Annotated in this window: 14 protein-coding genes and 1 pseudogene; 7 read left to right on the top strand and 8 right to left on the bottom strand. The window is 66.9% G+C overall.

What is annotated here, in order from left to right:
• Positions 1-77: 77 nt before the first annotated feature.
• Positions 78-707, top strand: a complete 630-nt coding sequence (locus ACILR9_RS18760) for a nitroreductase family protein (protein WP_395711470.1) — start codon at positions 78-80, stop codon at positions 705-707.
• 19 nt (positions 708-726) lie between these two features.
• Here ACILR9_RS18760 and ACILR9_RS18755 read toward each other — a convergent pair whose 3' ends face one another.
• From ACILR9_RS18755 to ACILR9_RS18735, 5 genes and pseudogenes are all read right to left on the bottom strand, one after another.
• Positions 727-1,860 carry a M23 family metallopeptidase gene (locus ACILR9_RS18755; RefSeq protein ID WP_395711469.1) on the bottom strand — a complete coding sequence of 378 codons (1,134 nt, stop codon included), beginning with the start codon at positions 1,858-1,860 and terminating at the stop codon, positions 727-729.
• A 95-nt stretch (positions 1,861-1,955) separates the two neighbouring features.
• The gene (locus ACILR9_RS18750; protein WP_395711468.1) at positions 1,956-3,629 is read right to left on the bottom strand and encodes an amidohydrolase family protein; all 1,674 of its coding nucleotides are present in this window, start codon (positions 3,627-3,629) and stop codon (positions 1,956-1,958) included.
• 135 nt (positions 3,630-3,764) lie between these two features.
• Positions 3,765-4,220: a pentapeptide repeat-containing protein gene (locus ACILR9_RS18745; protein ID WP_395711502.1), complete on the bottom strand. Its 456-nt coding sequence runs from the start codon at positions 4,218-4,220 to the stop codon at positions 3,765-3,767.
• A gap of 54 nt (positions 4,221-4,274) precedes the next feature.
• Positions 4,275-5,200: pseudogene (locus ACILR9_RS18740) on the bottom strand (CaiB/BaiF CoA transferase family protein); the annotation flags it as partial.
• A 184-nt stretch (positions 5,201-5,384) separates the two neighbouring features.
• The gene (locus ACILR9_RS18735; RefSeq protein WP_395711467.1) at positions 5,385-5,999 is read right to left on the bottom strand and encodes a hypothetical protein; all 615 of its coding nucleotides are present in this window, start codon (positions 5,997-5,999) and stop codon (positions 5,385-5,387) included.
• Between the two features lie 55 nt (positions 6,000-6,054).
• Here ACILR9_RS18735 and ACILR9_RS18730 point away from each other — a divergent pair, with 55 nt between their 5' ends.
• The 3 genes from ACILR9_RS18730 to ACILR9_RS18720 all read left to right on the top strand — a co-directional run bounded on the left by ACILR9_RS18730 (position 6,055) and on the right by ACILR9_RS18720 (position 9,858).
• Positions 6,055-6,591, top strand: coding sequence for a hypothetical protein (locus ACILR9_RS18730; RefSeq protein ID WP_395711466.1), 537 nt, complete (start codon positions 6,055-6,057; stop codon positions 6,589-6,591).
• Between the two features lie 61 nt (positions 6,592-6,652).
• The gene (locus tag ACILR9_RS18725; RefSeq protein ID WP_395711501.1) at positions 6,653-7,537 is read left to right on the top strand and encodes an LD-carboxypeptidase; all 885 of its coding nucleotides are present in this window, start codon (positions 6,653-6,655) and stop codon (positions 7,535-7,537) included.
• A gap of 110 nt (positions 7,538-7,647) precedes the next feature.
• Positions 7,648-9,858 (top strand): glycogen debranching N-terminal domain-containing protein, encoded by a 2,211-nt coding sequence (locus ACILR9_RS18720; protein WP_395711465.1) that lies wholly within the window; start codon positions 7,648-7,650, stop codon positions 9,856-9,858.
• A 232-nt stretch (positions 9,859-10,090) separates the two neighbouring features.
• On the opposite strand, the gene ppa is transcribed toward ACILR9_RS18720, so the two are convergent.
• Positions 10,091-10,630, bottom strand: a complete 540-nt coding sequence (ppa, locus tag ACILR9_RS18715) for an inorganic diphosphatase (RefSeq protein WP_395711464.1) — start codon at positions 10,628-10,630, stop codon at positions 10,091-10,093.
• Positions 10,631-10,738: 108 nt separating this feature from the next.
• A complete protein-coding gene (locus tag ACILR9_RS18710; protein ID WP_407075322.1) occupies positions 10,739-12,400 on the bottom strand; it encodes an MFS transporter in 1,662 nt (553 codons plus the stop codon).
• A 187-nt stretch (positions 12,401-12,587) separates the two neighbouring features.
• Between ACILR9_RS18710 and ACILR9_RS18705 the strand changes: the two genes are divergently transcribed.
• From ACILR9_RS18705 to ACILR9_RS18695, 3 genes are all read left to right on the top strand, one after another.
• Positions 12,588-13,214, top strand: a complete 627-nt coding sequence (locus ACILR9_RS18705) for a response regulator (RefSeq protein ID WP_395711462.1) — start codon at positions 12,588-12,590, stop codon at positions 13,212-13,214.
• Positions 13,215-13,274: 60 nt separating this feature from the next.
• Positions 13,275-13,841: a helix-turn-helix domain-containing protein gene (locus tag ACILR9_RS18700; protein WP_395711461.1), complete on the top strand. Its 567-nt coding sequence runs from the start codon at positions 13,275-13,277 to the stop codon at positions 13,839-13,841.
• A 118-nt stretch (positions 13,842-13,959) separates the two neighbouring features.
• Positions 13,960-14,862, top strand: a complete 903-nt coding sequence (locus tag ACILR9_RS18695; protein WP_395711460.1) for an EamA family transporter — start codon at positions 13,960-13,962, stop codon at positions 14,860-14,862.
• A gap of 9 nt (positions 14,863-14,871) precedes the next feature.
• On the opposite strand, the gene ACILR9_RS18690 is transcribed toward ACILR9_RS18695, so the two are convergent.
• Positions 14,872-18,348, bottom strand: a complete 3,477-nt coding sequence (locus ACILR9_RS18690; RefSeq protein WP_395711459.1) for a NahK/ErcS family hybrid sensor histidine kinase/response regulator — start codon at positions 18,346-18,348, stop codon at positions 14,872-14,874.
• Between the last annotated feature and the right edge of the window lie 202 nt (positions 18,349-18,550).

Genomic DNA, 18,550 nt, shown 5'->3' with positions numbered 1-18,550 from the left:
CACGGGCTGCCGCGCGCATGGTTCTGGCGCCGACCTGCCGATAGGATGCCGGGCCTCAAGTCCATCGGAGGGACCGCATGCCCGACCTGTTCGAGACCATCGAAACCCTGCGCTCGATGCGCCGCCTGAAACCCGACCCGGTACCCGACGCGCTGATCGCCAAGATCCTGCGCGCCGGCGTCTGTGCCCCCAACGGCGGCAACAGCCAGCGCTGGCGCTTCCTGGTGATCAAGGATCGCAAGATCAAGGAGGCGGTGCAGGTCTGGTACAAGCGCGCCTACGACGAGATCATCGGCCCGCGCTACGCCAGCAGCGAACCGCCGCCGGGCGCGACCAGGGACGGCTACAAGCGCCAGCACTCGGCGGTCGAATACCTGACCGAGCATTTCCACGAGGCGCCGGTATGGATCGTCGCCTGCCTGGAGGACGGCCCCAACCCCAACCGCATGTCGGGCGCCTCGATCTACCCTGCCGTGCAGAACATGCTGCTGGCGGCGCGCGCGCTCGGCCTCGGCTGCACGCTGACGACCCGCCACATGCTGTTCGAGAAGGAGGCCGACAAGGCGCTCGGACTGCCCGACGGCGTCCACTCCTACGCCATCCTTCCAATCGGCTATCCGATGGGCAAGTTCGGCCCGGTCGGCCGCGGCCCGCTCACCGACTTCGTCTACCAAGACCGCTGGGGCCAGCCTTACACGGCGGCGTGAACAGCCATCCCTCCCCCGATTACGGGGGAGGCACATGAGAGCCGTCGCGCTGCTCGAGCGTGCGGGCGACCTGGCGGCGGAAGCGTTCGAGTTCCGGCCCTTGCAGGCGCTCCCCCTTGAACAGCGGATGGCGCATCGGATCGACTGGCCTGTCGTCGGTGCGGAGCTCGAAATGGAGGTGGGCGCCGGTCGAATGCCCGGTGTTGCCGACCAGGCCGATGACGTCGCCCTGCGCCACCGTGCGGCCGGGCTCGATGTGGGCTGCGAACTTCTCGAGATGGCCGTAGACGGTGGCGAGCTTGCCGGCATGCTCGATGCGGACCCAGTTGCCGTACGGCCCGTTCGGCGCCGCGTCGGAGACGACGCCATCGGCGGCAGCATGGATCGGCGTGCCGGCCGGCGCCACGAGGTCGATGCCCTGGTGCAGGCACGACGCACAGGGACCGCGCGCCGCTTTCTTCAGGGCGGCCACCGACCGCTCGTCCAGGCCCAGCAGCACACCGAGCGGCGTGTTGATCGGGAGGGGAGCATCGCTGTCGCTTGCGCCTAGCGGCTTGGCCGGCGCCGCGCCTTTGAGGCTCACCATCGAGGCCGCCTTGACCGACCTTGCGGGCTGCTGGTCGAACGGATCGGGCCGCACGCCAAAGCCGGACGACACGACCACACTGTCGAGCGGCATCCGCATCGCCGGCGGCCGCGCCGCCTGCCCATCGGCCAGCCACAGTTGTTCGCTCTGGTCACGGCCGCGAAAGCGATGAATGGAAACGCTGCCCTTCGCCTTGGTGCGAAACTCGGCCCATAAGAGCCAACGCGCGATCACGGTGCCTCGCGGCGTGCGGGTTTCGGCGTAACGGAGAGAGAAGGCGTCGCCCGCCTGCACGTCGCGTTCCAGATCGAGGGCAGCAGCGAAGGCGCTGCGCAAGTCCGCCGACAGGCCCGCGCTCACGCCGGCGCGCACGAAGGCGAGGTCGAGCAGGCCCACGACAACGCCGTCCGCCGCGACTTCGCGCGTCACCGGAAGATCCTCGTCGCGCGCGCCCAACACACGCTCTTCCGCACTGACCTGCTCCGAAGACCGGGCCGCTGGGTCGAGCGCTGCCGGTCCGGCCAGCAGCGCGAGAGCAGCCGCCGCAATGAGCGGGACCTCTTTCATGCCGCCCTCCTGTACGACCGCCTTTCCGACATGCCTGATCGCCTGACTCTAACGCACCCCCTGTGGCGAGACTGTGGTCACTTGCCCAACGCAGCCTATCCGCGCAGGACCTTGCCGGCCTTGGAACCGGTAAGCTTGCCCTGCTCCCACGTGACGGCGCCGTTGACGACGGTGTACTCGACGCCCTTGGACGGCATGACGATGCGCTTGGCGCCGCCCGGCAGGTCGTAACGGCGCTCGCCGTGGTTGGTCGAGCCGATGCGCTCGGGATCGAAGATCGCGACGTCGGCCGGCGCGCCCTTGGCGAGGCGGCCGCGATCGGCGAGACCGAACAGGTCGGCCGGATCGGAGGTCAGCTTGCGCACGCCTTCCTCCAGGGTGATCGCCTGCTTCTCGCGCACCCAGGTGCCCAGCAGGTAGGTCGGGTAGCCGGCGTCGCACAGCATGTCGACATGCGCGCCGCCATCGCCAAGCGCCATCAGGATCGACTTGTTGTTGAGCAGCTCCTTCATGCGATCCTCGCGGGTGTTCCACGAGGCCATGGTCAGCTCGCATTCGAGATTGTCGGCCAGCACCAGGTCGAGGAAGGTGTCGACGCCGTCCTTGCCCTGCTCCTGGCCGATCTGGGCGATCGACTTGCCCTCGAGCGCCTTGAGCGCCGGATTGCGCACGGCGTGGACGCCGATGCGGCCCCAGTTGCCGAAGCCAAGGGGATTCTTGAGGTCGTCGCGGAAGGCGTTGCGGAAGGCCGGATCGGCATAGACCTTCTTCTGCGCTTCTTTCGCGGTGTCGGCGAACACCCGCTTCCACGCCGGGAAGGCGGCGAAGGAAAACGGGTTGTTCATGTCGATCTCGCGCGTCAGCGGCAGCGGCGAGGTCTGCGGACGCGCGCCCTTGGCGATCATCGGCGCGGCGCGGCGCAACGTGTCGCGCACCGCCTCGGGGATGTCGTCGCGATCGAACAGGGCGATGAAGGTCACCGGCCGGCCGCTCTCGGTCAGCAGGAAGTCGAGCAGCTCGCACTGGTCCTGCTCGAGCACGCCAACCTGGCGGGTCAGCGCGATCTCGATGGCGCCCTTGCCGCGCACCTTGAGCGCGTTCGCATAGGCCTTCATCTCCTCGCGGCTGGCGTTGCGACAGGCCAGCGGCTTGCCCTCGAAGCCGATATGCTGGTTGAGCGTCGTGCTCGAGAAGCCGAGCGCTCCGGCATCGACTGCCTCGCCGATCAGCGCGGCGATCTTGGCCGTCTCCTCGGGCGTCGCCGACCGCTCCATCGAGGCCTCGCCCATGACGTAGTGCCGGAACGGCGTCAGCGGCGCGATGAAGGCGAGGTTGAGTGACGGGTTGCGCGCCGCGGCGGCATCCATGAATTGCGGGAAGGTTTCCCAGTCCCAGGTGATGCCCTGGTTGAGCACGTCGAACGGGATGCCCTCGACATTGACCAGATCGCGCATGGCGATCTCGCGGGTCTCGGGCTTGCAGGGCGCGATGCCGACGCCGCAATTGCCCATCACCACGCTGGTGACGCCGTGCCAGGACGACGGCGTCACCGCGCCGTCCCAGCAGATCTGGGCATCGTAGTGGGTGTGCGGATCGACGAAACCCGGCGCCACGACCAGCCCGTCGGCGTCGATGGTGCGCCTGGCCCCCTCGCTCACCTTGCCGATCTCTGCAACCTTGCCGCCGGCGATCGCCACGTCGGCCTGGTAACGCTTGGCCCCCGTGCCGTCGACGACCGTGCCGTTCTTGATGACGAGATCGTAGCTCATCGATACCTCCGCGGAGTTTGGCGCATGGCTTGGCGCAGGGTTGGGCCCCAGGCTCAGGCCGAGCGTACCCCGCCCGGCCGTTCGCGTCGTATGCGAAAACCACAGGCGAGCTAGCGAACTCGAGCCCGCCAGAGCTCACTGGGGATGGTGCTGCGACGGGCATACTCGGTTCAGAATGGAATATGCTCCAAGCCGTGAACCCGTAAATTGAGCCACCTCGAGATAATCGACTTGAATAGGCGATTCGAGAGGTCGTGAAATGACTAGATTGGATTGAATTGCACCCGCTATTCGCAGATCCCAGGTCGACACTCCGTAGACGCAACAGCCGGACAGGTTTGCCTCTTCCAAGTTGGTACCTACCAGTTTCGCCCCGTACAACTTTGCGCCGGCCAAATTTGCCCCCGAGAAATCCGTCTCAGTCAGGTCGGTGTCGCTAAGGTCAGCGTTGCGAAGGTCTGCACCCCGCAACTGAGTTTGCCGAAGGGACGCTCCGATCAGGCGCGATCCAGCGAGACTCGCCTGCGTGAAGTCTGCATCCTGGAGTTGGGCTCCGGGCATCCATGCGTCTCTTAAGATCGCCTCGGCCATGGTGCGGATGCGCCCTTCCGACGGATGGTCCTGAAACACGAAGAAGCCGCGGTCCTTCAAATGCGGATCGTCGAGCACGGAGTCGAGCGTGTGCGGCACCATGCAGGGGATATCGGCCCCTTGCAGCAGTTCCAGCCATTCGCCGGTGGTACGGGCCTTCAGTTCCTCGCCGATCATGTCGTAGAGCGCGTCGATATTCGCGGTGCGCGACGTGATGTCGGCAAAGCGCGGGTCCTACTTCAGCAGGTGGCCCTTGCCGATGGCCTCGAAGAACCGCCGCCATTGGCCGTCATTGTAGGGCAGCACCGCCAGGAAGCCGTCCTTGGTGGCATAGGGCTTGCGCGAGCGCGACAGGGTGCGCGGATAGCCGGGCGGGCCGGTCGGCAGATCGAAGGTCGTGCCCTGCAGATGCTCCGACAGCACGAACTGAACCATGGTTTCGAACATCGGCACCTCGATGCGCTGGCCGACGCCGGTCCGTTCCCTGGCCAGCAGCCCGGCCAGCAGGGCGTCGGCTGCCGCGCCGCCGACGATCCGGTCGATCGCCGACATCGGGATGAAGCGCGGCTCGCCGGTCGAGCGCTGCAGCAGCATGGTCACGCCGGACGCCGCCTGGATCAGGTCGTCGTAGGCCGGGCGGCCGGCGTAGCGCCCGCCGCTGCCGTAGCCCACCATGCTGAGATAGACGATCGACGGATTGGCCCGGCGCACCGCCTCGTAGTCGAGCCCCAGTCGATCCAAGGCCGCGGGGCGGATGTTGGAGGCGAAGGCATCGCACTTGGCGGCGAGCCGCAGGATCGCCTGCTTGGCCTCGGGCCGCTTGAGATCGAGCGCTTGCCCCTGGCGTTGTGCTGGAAGGTGCCGCTCATGCCGCGATGGCGCGGCACGCCGGTGTAGCGGCTCGAATCGCCTTCCGGCGCCTCGACCTTGATCACCTCGGCGCCGAAATCAGCGATGATGCGCGTGCACCACGGCCCCATCTGCACGGTAGTGAGGTCGAGGAGGCGAAGGCCGGCGAGAGGTCCGTTCATGGCCGGATGCTAAAGCACATTTCGGTCGGCTGGAATCAGGCGACCGAAATGTGCCTGCTGCAACAACTAACGCCAGTGCGCGCCTTGTCGATCTAGCGGTGCGGCCGAACCGCGTGCAATTGCCAGACGCGCCTCAATTCCGCTTCGGCCGCGTCCGCCAGAAGCCGACCAGGCCGCCCAGCGTGCTCACCGCGCAGACGAGCTTCAGCATTTCGACCACGGGGCCCGCGTCGATGTCGAAGAGGATGAACAGCAGGCACCCTGGAACGAAGACCGCTCCGGCGATCAGCGCGAAGCGCAGGAACTGGCGCCGGATCTTGGCGTAGAGGTCGTGATCGCCCGGCTCGGCGGCGGCGCACGTGCCCCCGCCCCACGCATCGCCGAGGCGCGCGCCGATTGCGAGCGACAGCGGAAAGCTCAGGGCAAGGGAGACGATGATCACCAGGGCCATGGCCAGGACGAAGGGCAATGGCGTCAGGTCGGCCGGGTTGGGAGCCACCAGGGCCAGGATGGGCAGCAGGATCAGGACCACGGCAAGCGCTGCCATCACCAGGAACACGACGACCGTGGCGGCGAAGAACACCCACATCGCCTTGCCGGGAAGGTCGTCCGTAATCGATATGAAGCGCGCCTGCTCGGCCTTGCTGTAGCGGAACATCGGCCACGTCGCGCCGCCGGACATCTCCATGGCAATCCCCATGTTGAGTCCCCAATAGCGCAGCAGGCGCTCCTGCGACGTCGACAGCATCGGGGACAACGATACACAATGCGCGGCCCATATGCAGTCATCCGCGAGGACCCCCATGTTCGACAAGGATCAGTTCGTCGCCGATTGCCAGGCAGCCCTCGCCGGCCCGCAGGCGGCGGTGGCCGTCCGCGAGTTCGTTGCCCGCTCGGTCTCCGAGCCGGCCGCCGTGAAGCGCGGGCTGGGCGAGCCGCGGCCCGGTGGCATCGACATCCTGCATCGCTCGCCTGAGCTGACGATCCTCAACCTGATCTGGCCGGCGAACTTGATCGTCATGCCGCACGATCATCGCATGTGGTCGGTGATCGGCATCTACGATGGCCGCGAAGACAACATCCTGTGGCGCCGCCTGCCCGATCGAACCGACGGCCGTATCGAGGCGGCCGGCGCCAAGTCGATCTCGACCGGGGAGACCGTGGCGTTCGGCGCCGACATCATCCATTCGGTGGTCAATCCGATCGCGCGCGCCACCGGCGCCCTCCACGTCTATGGCGGAGACCTGCTCGGCATCGAACGCAGCGAATGGGACCCGGACTCGCTCGGCGAAAGAGCCTACGACACCGAAAAAGTTCGGCAGAGGTTCAAGCGCTCGTAAATGCCGATTGGCTGAGATCATCTTGGATCCGGCGACTTCCCCCGAACCCGACCTCGCCCTGATGCCGGCACCGCTCCGAAGGGGAGACAAGGTGCGATTTGTGTCTCCGGCAAGCCCACCGCCAAGAGAGTGGGCTTGCCATTGCGCAAGCGTGCTCGAAAGCTGGGGACTCGACGTCGAGTTCGGCGAGCATGTTTTTCGCAAGGTGGCCTGGCTCGCGGGCACCGACGAAGAACGCCTGGCGGATTTCAACGCCGCCTTGCGCGACCTGAGCGTGCGCGCCCTCTTCACGGCAGCCGGCGGCAAAGGCTCCTACCGCATCGCCGATCGGCTGGATTTTGCGGCAGCGCGCAGCGACCCAAAATTCCTGGTGGGCATCAGCGACATCACGGCTCTCCAGCTCAGCCTCTTGAAGCATTGCCGATTGATCAGTGTCCATGGATCGCTCGTGCCCGACGGCCAAGGCGGCGAGACCCTGCGAAAGGCGCTGATGACGTCCGAAGGCATCTGTCTTCGGTCGAGGGCGGATGAGCCGACTGCCGCGCTGACCACCGAGGGGACGGCCAGGGGCAGGTTGATCGGGGGCAGCCTGTTACCGATGTCGGCTGCCGCTGGCTGGGCCTTGCCGTCGTTGAAGGGCGCCATCCTGCTGCTCGAGGCGGTCAACATGACTCCAGGCGTGATGGACAGCCAGTTGACCATGCTGCGCAAGGCCGGCCATCTGGCGGGGCTCGCGGGGGTGGCGGTGGGCCAGTTCACCGACTGCTTCAAACCGATCAATGGTTTCACCGTCGTCGACCTGCTGCGTGGTCACCTCGAGCAGCTTGGCGTTCCCATTCTCGGCGGATTGCCCGTGGGCCACGGCCACCAGCCCGAGACCACGCTTGTCGGCGCGATGGCGTTCCTGGACGCAGCTTCAGCGACGTTGATTGTCCACAGGCGCTAGCGCGGAACCGTAGGCGTCCGCCGCCGTTTGTCCGCCGACAGCGTCGGGTGCCGCCGGGCCAGAGCCGTGCCGCCGCGCAGTGAGCGGTCAAGAACAGGGGAGAATGCCCGGTGAAGCCGACCGGCGGCAGCACGATCGAGGCGGCGTTGCCCATCGGCCAGGACGTGCCGGCGGCAGAGTTCTTCATTCCCGCCGTCACGTCGCTGGCCGAGCGGCGCCTGCGCACGCTGAAGCACGCCGACTCGTTCGGCATCTTCAATCCAAGCGGCGACGCCATCGCCGGGCCGGCAAGCCCCGAGGGCCTGTTCTATCGTGACACACGTCATCTCTCGCATTTCGTGCTCACCCTCGACGAGCAGCTTCCCATCCTGCTGGCCTCGACGGTTCGCGACGACAACGCGCTCTTGACGTGCGACCTCACGAACCCGGACATCCACGCCGCCGACGGCCGGCTGATGCTCGAGCACGACGTGATCCACATCCGCCGCCAGCGGTTCCTGTGGAAATCGACCTGCCACGAGCGCCTGGCGCTGCGCCATTTCAGCACCACACCACAGACCTTGCGCCTCGGGCTGTCCTTTGCCGCCGACTTTGCCGATCTGTTCGAGGTGCGCGGCTCGCGCCGCGAGCGCCGCGGCGTGCGCCAGCCCGCCATTGTCGGCAAGACGCAGGTGGAGCTGGGCTACGTCGGTCTCGACGGGCTGCGCCGCCGCTCCGTGCTCCGCTTTGGCTCAGCCGTCGAGAACCTCTCGGCAAACGGCGCGGTGTTCGCGCTGGTTCTGCAGCCCGGCGAGACCCGGATCATCGACCTCGCGGTGGAATGCACGGCGCAAGAGGAGCCGAGGGCCCCCGGTCGCGCCGAAGCTTTCCTACCGGCCCTGCGGCGGGCGCGCCGCGCCATGCGGATCTCCGCCGCGCGTGCCGCTGTCGTAACCAGCGCCAACCCGACCTTCAACGAGGCCTGGCGCCGCGCCATCTCCGATCTCTACATGCTCGTCACCGAGACCGAGGACGGACCGTTTCCCTATGCCGGCATCCCGTGGTTCAGCACCGTCTTCGGCCGCGACTCGCTGATCACGGCGCTGCAGACCTTGTGGCTCGATCCGGCGATCGCCCGCGGCGTGCTGCGCCACCTGGCGCGCCATCAGGCGACCGCGTTCGATCCGGCGTCGGATGCCGAGCCCGGCAAGATCCTGCACGAGACCCGCAGCGGCGAGATGGCGCTGCTGGGCGAAGTGCCGTTCCGCCGCTACTACGGCAGCGTCGATTCGACGCCGCTGTTCGTCATGCTGGCCGGCGCCTATCTCGAGCGCACCGACGATGTCGACACCTTGCGCGCGCTGTGGCCCAACATCATCGCGGCGCTGCGCTGGATGGACGAGTCAGGCGATCGCGACGGCGACGGCTTCATCGAGTATCGCCGGCAACGCGACACCGGCCTGGTGAACCAGGGCTGGAAGGACAGCAACGATTCGATCTTCCACGCCGACGGCAGTCTCGCCGAAGGATCGGTCGCCCTGGTCGAGATACAGGCCTATGCTTTCGGCGCATGGCGGGCGGCCGCGGTCGTTGCGCGCCGCCTGGGCGATGGCGACGCCGGGAAATACGCCGAACGTGCCGACCATCTGCAGCGCCGGTTCGACGCCGTATTCTTCGACGCGGCCATGGGCACCTACGTTCTGGCGCTCGACGGCAACAAGAAACCCTGTCGCGTGGCTGCGTCCAACGCGGGCCACGCGCTGTTCACCGGCATCGCCCTGCCCGAACGCGCAGCACAAATCGTCAAGTGCCTGTCGCGGCCCGAGTTCTTCTCGGGTTGGGGCGTGCGCACCCTGGCGACTGACCAGCCACGCTACAATCCCATGAGCTATCACAACGGCTCGGTGTGGCCGCACGACAATGCCCTGATCGCCGCCGGCTTTGCGCGCTATGGCTTTCGCCGCCAGGCCGCGCGGATATTCGACGGGCTGTTCGCGGCGTCGCGCTACATCGATCTGCAACGGCTGCCCGAGCTGTTCTGCGGCTTTCCCCGCCGGCAGAGCCACGGCCCCACGCCCTATCCCGTCGCCTGCTCGCCGCAGGCCTGGGCCACCGCCACACCGGTGTCGCTGCTGCAGTCCTGCCTCGGTCTCGGCTTCGACACGGCGCGCGGGTCGGTCGTCTTCGCCGATCCACTGTTGCCCGATTTCCTCGACGATGTCGCGCTGCGCCGGATCTCGCTCGGCGGCTCGTCGGTCGACGTCGCGCTGCGCCGCAGCGAATCCGAGCTCGCCGTCGAGGTCACCGGACGGCGCGGTCGGATCGGCGTCGATCTGTCTTGAGGGCAGGCTAATCGCCTACGCCAGCGCCGGCGATGATGTTCATGGCCGGGAGCACGCCACTCCGTGGCGCTCTTCTCATTCGCCTCCCCAGCTTCGCTGGGGAGGTGTCTCGGTAGTCCGAGACGGAGGGGTCAGGAGTCGCAGTGGGGCTTTCGCCTCCTCCGTCCGCGAAGACGCGGACACCTCCCCAGCGAAGCTGGGGAGGAGAGTGAAAAAGCGCCACGTCCGGTCGTCAGCGCCGGGCCTTTGCCTCGGCCCGCTCGATTGCCTCGACGATGAGGCGGCGCGCCTCGTCGACGTCGCCCCAGCCCAGCAGCTTCACCCACTTGCCCGGTTCGAGATCCTTGTAGTGGATGAAGAAATGCTCGATCTGATGGCGCGTGATCTCGGGCAGGTCGGCGGCCGTCACCACCTTGACGTAGCGCTGGGTGATGCGTGACGAGGGCACGGCGATGATCTTCTCGTCGCCGCCGCCGTCGTCCTCCATGCGCAAGACGCCGATCGGCCTGACATTCATCACGGCGCCGGGGATGATCGGGCGGGTATTGGCGACCAGCACGTCGATCGGGTCGCCGTCGTCGGACAGCGTGTGCGGCACGAAGCCGTAGTTCCCCGGATAGCGCATCGGCGTGTAGAGGAAGCGGTCGACGACCAGCGTGCCAGCCGCCTTGTCCATCTCGTACTTGATCGGCTCGCCGCCGATCGGCACCTCGATGATGGTGTTGATGTCGTCTGGCGGCTGATGGCCGATCGTGATGGCATCGAGGTTCATGGCTGCGATCCCGCTTGGCTGAGACATTCCCAGCATGCCCGCCACCGGCTCCAAAGAAAACCGGCGGCCCGTTGGGCCGCCGGTCACAGTTTGCCGAGCGGCTGCCCGTCAATCGTCCTTGTAGATGTCGCGATCCTTGGTCTCCGGCACGAACAGCAGGCCGATGACGAAGGTCATCCCCGCCACCGCGATCGGATACCACAGGCCCGAGTAGATGTTGCCGGTCGCCGCCACGATGGCGAACGCGGTCGGCGGCAGGAAGCCACCGAACCAGCCGTTGCCGATATGGTACGGCAGCGACATGCCCGAGTAGCGGATGCGGGTCGGGAACAGCTCGACCAGCATGGCCGCGATCGGGCCGTAGACCATCGTCACGTAGATCACGAGGATGGTCAGGATACCGATCACCATCGGCATGTTGATCCTGGCCTTGTCGGCGGTCGCCGGATAGCCGGCGGCGCGGATGGCCGCGGTCGCGTCGGCGTTGAACGCCTTCTCCTTGGCGGCGCCCTCGGCCCCGGCCTTCGCCTTGTCGAACGAGGTGATGACCTTGTCGCCGATTTTGATCTGCGCCGGCGTGCCCGGGGCGGCCTTCTCGTTGGAATAGTTCACCGAGTTGCGGGCGAGGAACGACTTGGCGATGTCGCACGAGCTCGTGAAGCTTGCCGTGCCGGTCGGGTTGAACTGGAACGAGCATTCGCCGGGATCGGCCACCACGGTGACGGGTGACTTCTCGAGCGCCTGCTCGAGCTGCGGGTTCACGGCGTTGGTGAGGGCGTGGAACAGCGGGAAGTAGGTCACCGCCGCGAGCAGGCAGCCGGCGAGGATGATCGGCTTGCGGCCGATCTTGTCGGACAGCCAGCCGAAGAAGATGAAGAACGGCGTGCCGATGGCGAGCGCCGCCGCGATCACGATGTTGGCCGTCGTGGGATCGAGCTTCAGCGACTGGGTGAGGAAGAACAGGGCGTAGAACTGGCCCGTGTACCAGACCGCCGCCTGGCCGGCGGTACCGCCGAACAGGGCCAGGATGGCGATCCTGGCGTTCTTCCAGGTGCCGAAGGCCTCCCGCAACGGCGCCTTGGAGCTCTTGCCTTCCGCCTTTATGCGCTGGAAGGCGGGCGACTCCTGGAGCTGCAGGCGGATCCAGATCGACACGCCGAGCAGCAGGATCGACAGCAGGAAGGGAACGCGCCAGCCCCACGCCGCAAACTGCTCGGGAGTCAGCCAGAAGCGCAGGATCAGGATGACGATCAGCGACAGGAAGAGACCGACGGTCGCCGTTGTCTGAATCCACGAAGTATAGAAACCGCGCCGGTTCTGCGGGGAATGTTCGGCGACGTAAGTCGCCGCGCCGCCATACTCGCCGCCCAGCGCCAGGCCCTGCAGCAGACGGCAAGCGATGAAGGCGATCGGTGCTGCGATGCCGATCGAGGCGTAGCCCGGCAGCAGGCCAACCACGAAGGTCGCGATACCCATCAAGGTCATGGTGACCAGGAAGGTGTACTTGCGGCCGATCAGGTCACCCAGGCTGCCGAAGAACAGCGCGCCGAACGGGCGCACCGCGAAGCCGGCGGCGAAGCCCAGCAGCGTGAAGATGAACGCCGCCGTCGGATTGACGCCGGAAAAGAAGTTGGCGCTGATGTTCGCGGCGAGCGAGCCCGCGAGGTAGAAGTCGTACCACTCGAACACGGTGCCGACGGACGAAGCGACGATGACCTTCCGCTCCTCGCGACTCATCGGCCGTCCGGGTGCGTCGGCCGCTGCTGCCATTGCCATATGCGTTTCTCCCCAAAGCTCTGTACGGGCGCCCGTACAAAGGTCCCGACTTATGGCGTAGTGTGCTGGGCGGTCCAGGTGGGATGCAATTCGACCAAGGTCAAAGACCATCGATTGTGCGCTGCCGAACGGGATTGCCGCGACGCAACATGCGCACGGAGGCCGACGCAAGGGAACGCGAATGCCGGAGGACGCCCTTTCCTTCCTGATTGCCGACGATCATCCGATGGTGCGCGAAGCGCTGGCCTCGGCTGCGGCACAGGCCTTCGCCGGTGCCCGCATCGACACCGCGGCAACATTGCAGCAAACCAAGGCGGCACTCGAACGCCGGCCCGAGACCGACGCGTTGCTGCTCGACCTCGACATGCCCGGCATGGATGGTCTCACCGGACTCGCCTTGCTGCGGTCCAGCCATCCAACGGTACCGATCATCGTGGTGTCCGCGGCCCGCGATGCCGGTATCGTGCGCCGCACCTATGATCTCGGCGCTTCGGCCTATATCGACAAGTCTGCGTCTCTGGGAAAAATCGTGGAAACGGTTCGCGCCGTGCTCGGCGGCGAGATCATTGCGCCTCCTGACGAACCCGCCGATTCTTTCGCGCAGCGCGCCAGCCAACTGACGCCGCAGCAATGGCGCGTGCTGGCGCTGATGGTCCAGGGCGATCAGAACAAGCAGATCGCCTACAAGCTCGGCGTCGGAGAGGCGACTGTGAAGGCGCATGTCACGGTGGTCCTGCGCAAGCTTGGCGTCCGTTCGCGCACCCAGGCGGTGATCGAGGCGCGGCGCCTGTCGCTTCCTCCGACATAAAGGACTGGACGAATAATCCAATATACTGGATAAGAGCGGCAAAAGACTGGAAGCTGCCGCGTGACAGTGAAAAACCTCGACCAGCAGATCGCCACCCGGGTCCGACGCCTGCGGTCTGAGCGTGCTCTCACTATCGAGGCCTTGGCGGAACGAAGCGGCGTCAGTCGATCGATGATCTCGCTGATCGAACGCGGCGAGACAAGCGCGACCGCCGTCGTGCTCGAAAAGGTCGCCGGCGGCCTCGACATCAGCCTGGCAGCGCTTTTCGAGCCTGCGGATAGTCCTCCGACGCCGGTGTCGCGGCGAATCGACCAGCACGCCTGGCGCGATCCGGACTCCGGATATCTCAGGCGCAACGTATCGCCTCCCGGCTTTCCGTCGCCAATCCAGATCGTCGAGATCGAGTTTCCACCGGGCGCGCTCGTCGCCTACGAGGGGACGAACAGGCAGACGCCCGTGCACCATCAGGTCTGGGTGCTCGACGGCAGCGTCGAGGTCACCGTGGGCGAGCAACGCCATCGCCTCAATTGCGGCGACTGCCTCGCCTTTCTGCTCGATCGACCGGTCACCTACCAGAACCCAACGCGCAAGCCGGCGCGCTATACCGTCGTCATCGCCACACGCTGAGGGCGCTCCTCAATGATTCCCGCCGAAGCCATCACCATCGACCTGGTCGCAAGTCGGCGCGAGCCCGAGCGCCTCCATGCTGGCCTTGGCTGGAAGCCTATCAACGGCATGCCCGGCTATGTCTCGTGGCCGCAAGGCGGCCCCCGAGGCACGACCATTTTCCACCGCACCCTCGCGTGACTCGATGGACTCCTGGCAGGTTGCCGCGGCGCTGGCGAGTGCGCTTCTCCACGCTGGCTGGAATGCGGCGGTCAAGGCGGGTTCACACCCCAAGGACTTGATGACCGCCCAGATGGTGCTGAGCGCGGCAATCGTCCTGCCCGGACTGTTGTGGACAGGCCTTCCTGCACAGCCAGCGTGGCTATGGATTGCGGCATCGACAGCCTTCAACCTTGCCACCGTGACGGCACTGTTGCGCGCCTATCAGGTGTCGGGCTTCGGCGTTGCCTATCCCGTGGTGCGGGCTTTGTCGGTACTTCTCGTCGTGCCTCTGGCGGCCCTTTTGTCCGGCGAGACGCTGAGCTCCTACGGCGCCTGCGGCATCGCCCTGATCTCGACATCCCTTCTGCTCCTCGCCATGGGCTCGCCGGGACGCGTGGCGCTGCCGCGCCGGGCGCTGGGCTGGATCGTGCTCGCCGGCGTCACGACTGCCGGGTACGTCATCTGCGATGCCCAGGGCGTCCGCCGCGCAGGTTCGCCCCTGGCCTACGGATTCGCGGTGTCCATCACAAACGCTGCCGCAATGTTCTGGGCGCCGCACGCAGGCGGCGGATCATGGCGCACGCTCGCCGTCCAGGCCCGCCGGGCGCTTCCCATCGCCATCGCGTCGGTGACGTCGTACCTCCTGATCTTGTGGGTCTGGAGTCGTGCCGCCATCGCACCCGCCGCCGCGCTGCGCGACACCAGCGCAGTGTTTGCCCTGGTGATCGCGATCATCTGGCTGAAGGAGCCGTTCACGCGACGGCAACTTGCCGCCATCCTGCTCTCGGCTGCAGCCGTTCCCCTGCTGCGGATGAGCTGAAGGGGAATCTCACGCCGGGGTAGTCGCCGTCCGGCTGCTGGCTTCTTGGGTACGCAACCGCAACAAGGCGCGCAACGCGGCGGGCTTGACCGGCTTGTGCAGCAGCTCGACCTGGCGTGCCCGGGCGCGCACCCTGAGCGTCGGATCCCGATCGGCCGTTACCAACGCCGCGGGCACCGCGCGCTGCCACGACCGGCGCAAAGCCTCGACGACTTCCAGCCCATCCGGCTTGTCGTTGCCGCGGTCATGAAGATGCAGATCGGCCAACACGAGGTCGGGTAGTCGTCCGGCACCTGTCACCTGGTCCAGTGCTTCCTCCTGAGAAGCTGCGGTGGCGACCCGGCATCCCCAACCGCTGAGCAGGGCAGCCATGGCCTCCCGTACCGTCGCTTCGTTGTCGATGCAAAGCACGAAGCTCTCCGCCTCGATCGACGGTGTTGGCTTCGGCGTCGGCGGCGCGACCAGCAAGGTCGCCACTGCTGGCACGGACGGAACGGTGACTGAAAAGATCGAGCCCTTCCCCAGCGCCGACTTGATACCGACCGGCAGGTCGAGCATGCGGGCGATGCGATCGACGATCGCCAGCCCAAGCCCGAGTCCCCGCTCCTCGCGCGGCGCGTCGTCCTCCGCCTGCAGGCGCACGAACTCATCGAAGATCACCGCCTGCTTGTCCGCTGCGATGCCTGGACCGTTATCCCTGACCTCGATGCGCAGCGCCTCGGTGCCCACGCGACGACACCCCAGCAGGACGCGGGCCTGGCGCCCTTCGACCCGGCCGTAGCGCAACGCATTCGACAGGAGGTTCTGAAGGATGCGACGCAAGAATGCCGGATCGGTCGACACGAAGGCGCTCGTCGGGACGACGACGAGCTCGACGCCGCGTCGGGCTGCCACCGGAGCAAAGGCGGTCGCCAGCGAATCAAACAGCGGCTGCAACGGGAAGGGCCGCTTCTCCGGCCGGAACGCGCCGGCATCGAGCTTGGAGATATCGAGCAGCGCATCGAGCAGGGATTCGACGGCACCCAGGCTGGTTTCGATCTTGGCGCCGAGATCGTTGGCCGGATCACGATCGATCAATGCTGCCGTGAACAGGCGCGCCGCGTGGAGCGGCTGCAGCAGGTCGTGACTGGCGGCAGCAATGAAGCGGGTCTTGCCGAGATTGGCCGCCTCGGCCTCGGCGCGACTCGCTTCGAGCTCTGCCGTCCGCTCGGCCACCCGCTGCTCGAGCGTCTCGGCCGCCTGGCGCAGGCGACGGTCCCCTTCGCGCAAGGCTTCCGCCGTGCGCACGCGCGCCGTCACGTCATTGCAGGTGACGACAAACCCGCCACCAGGCAGGGGATCAAGGCGTAGTTCAATCACCCGTTCCTCGCGGGTGTTGATCTCGTGGGTCTGTGGCGCCTCAGGCCGGCGCAGCAGGGCGGCTACGTCGGGCGATGCGCCGAACTGCAGGGGCGAAGCGCCGACCGCCACGGAGTCGGCGTCAAGCGACAGCAGCAGCGTGAATCGGTCATTGAAGATCTCCAGCCGACGGTCGCGGTCGAAGGCGGCGATGCCCATGCCGACATGGTCGAGCGTATTGCGCAGAATCTCGTAGTTGTAGCCGATCGCCTCGGAGGCCTCGTCGATCAGGGCGCGCGCGCGTCGTGGCAACAAGCGGCCCCGCCGCCCGAAGGCGGCGACAATGATGCGGGCCGATGCGGCGCCCAGCGCACCCGACAGAACGCGCTCCGTGCGCTTCAGGGCCGCGTCGGTAGAGAGCGGCTCTACCGACAACGCCCTGAGCGCCCGCTCGGCGCCGACGAAGCGCGTCAACAGCTCGCGCAACTCCGCAATCCGGGCGGCGTCAGCCGGCGCCGGCCGCTGCGGCCGTTCGGCGGCCTCGCCCGCGTGGTCGGAGCCGAGCACGAAGGCGCGCGCCTGCTCGGCGTCGGCGCCGACCGCCTGCACCAACCTCGACACCACGACCAGCAGCAGGGTGTTGACCAGGATGCCGACGACAAAGCCCTGGCCGACCGGATCGAGCTCGGCGAGCGGCGCCGGCAGCCAGCGCTGCAGCGGCACCCTCTGCCCACCTCCGGCGCCCTGGTTGAGGGTCGGCAGCAGCAGGGCATAGAGCCAGACGAGGAAGCCGCCGGCCAGGCCGGCGACGACACCGTAGCGATGGGCGCGCCGCCAGTAGAGACCAAGCACCACGCCGGGCGCGAAGTTGGCAACGGCGCAGAAGCTGATGAGGCCTATCGAGGCGAGCGGCAGGTAGCCCGAGATGATGCGTTCATAGGCATAGGCCGCCATCAGGATGAGCACGACCGCGGCGCGGCGCACGAACACGACCAGCGGGCCCATGTCACGCGCAGTGCCGGCACCCCATCGACCCTGGCGGCGCAGCAGGTAGGGCATCACCAGCTCGTTGCCGATCATGCCCGACAGCGCCATGCAGGCCACGATGACCATGGAGGTCGCGGCCGACAGGCCACCGATGAAGACGAACGCCGAGAGCCAGGATTGGCCGTGGGCGATCGGCAACTGAAGCACGTAGACGTCGGGGTTGACCCGCGCCTCGAGCAGCAGCAAGCCAGCTGCCGCGATCGGCACGACGAACAGGTTGATCAGGATCAGGTAGAGCGGAAACAGCCAGCGCGCCGTCTTGAGGCTCGAGGGATGGTCGTGCTCGACGACGGCGACATGAAACTGCCGCGGCAGGCAGAGAAAGGCCATCGCCGACAGCAACGTCGTCACGACCCAGGTCAGCGGTGCCCCCTCGCGCGACACACGATCCGCCACCGCCGGCGTGTCGGCGACACGGGCCAGCAGGTCGCTCGGCCCGTCGAACAGCACGAACAGGACGAACGGCCCCACAGTCAGCAGCGCGAGCAGCTTCACTACCGATTCGAAGGCGATCGCCAGCATCATGCCGCGATGCTGCTCGGAAGCCTGCACGTTGCGCACGCCGAACAGGATGGTGAAGACCGCCATGAGCGCCGCGACGATCAGCGAGGTATCGGTGTGCACGACGCCGCGCGAGCCGTCGAGCCACGGCGTCGGTTCGGCGATGGTCTTGAAGGTCGACGACACCGCCTGCAGCTGCAGGGCAATGTAGGGCAGCACGCCGACCGTGGCGAACAGCGTGGCAGTCACGCCGACGGCGCGGCTCTTGCCGTAGCGCGAGGCGAGAAAATCGGCGATCGAGGTCACGTTGTGCTGCTTGGCCAGCCGCACCATCTTGCGCAGCATCGGGTAGCCGACAAGGACGACCAGGGCAGGACCGGTATAGATCAGGATGAAGTCGATGCCCGACGTCGAGGCGCGGCCGACCGCGCCGTAGAACGTCCACGACGTGCAGTAGATGGCGAGCGACAGGCCGTACACCGCCGGCGCCAGCGAGCTCGCCGACCAGGTGCGCGCATGCCGGTCGCCGATCCAGGCGACCGCGAACAGCAGCCCGAGATAGGCGAGAGACAGCGCCAGGACGGTTGGTTCCGCCAGCATGCGTGAGCGTTTCTCCCGCCGTCATTCAACCCGTTCGGCGGGGCGGCTACAAGCAAGTCATGCTCCTCCCCAGCTTCGCTGGGGAGGTGTCCGCGTAATCGCGGATGGAGGGGTCTGAGCGTCAGTGGTGATGCCCATGACCCCTCCGTCGCCGTAAGACGGCGACACCTCCCCAACTGCGTTGGGGAGGAGAAGAAGAAGG

Source organism: Reyranella sp., assembly GCF_044224635.1.
In the GTDB taxonomy this organism is placed as follows: Bacteria; Pseudomonadota; Alphaproteobacteria; order Reyranellales; family Reyranellaceae; genus Reyranella.
Note: the sequence above shows the minus strand (reverse complement) of the source record. Positions and strands in the feature narration are given on the sequence as shown.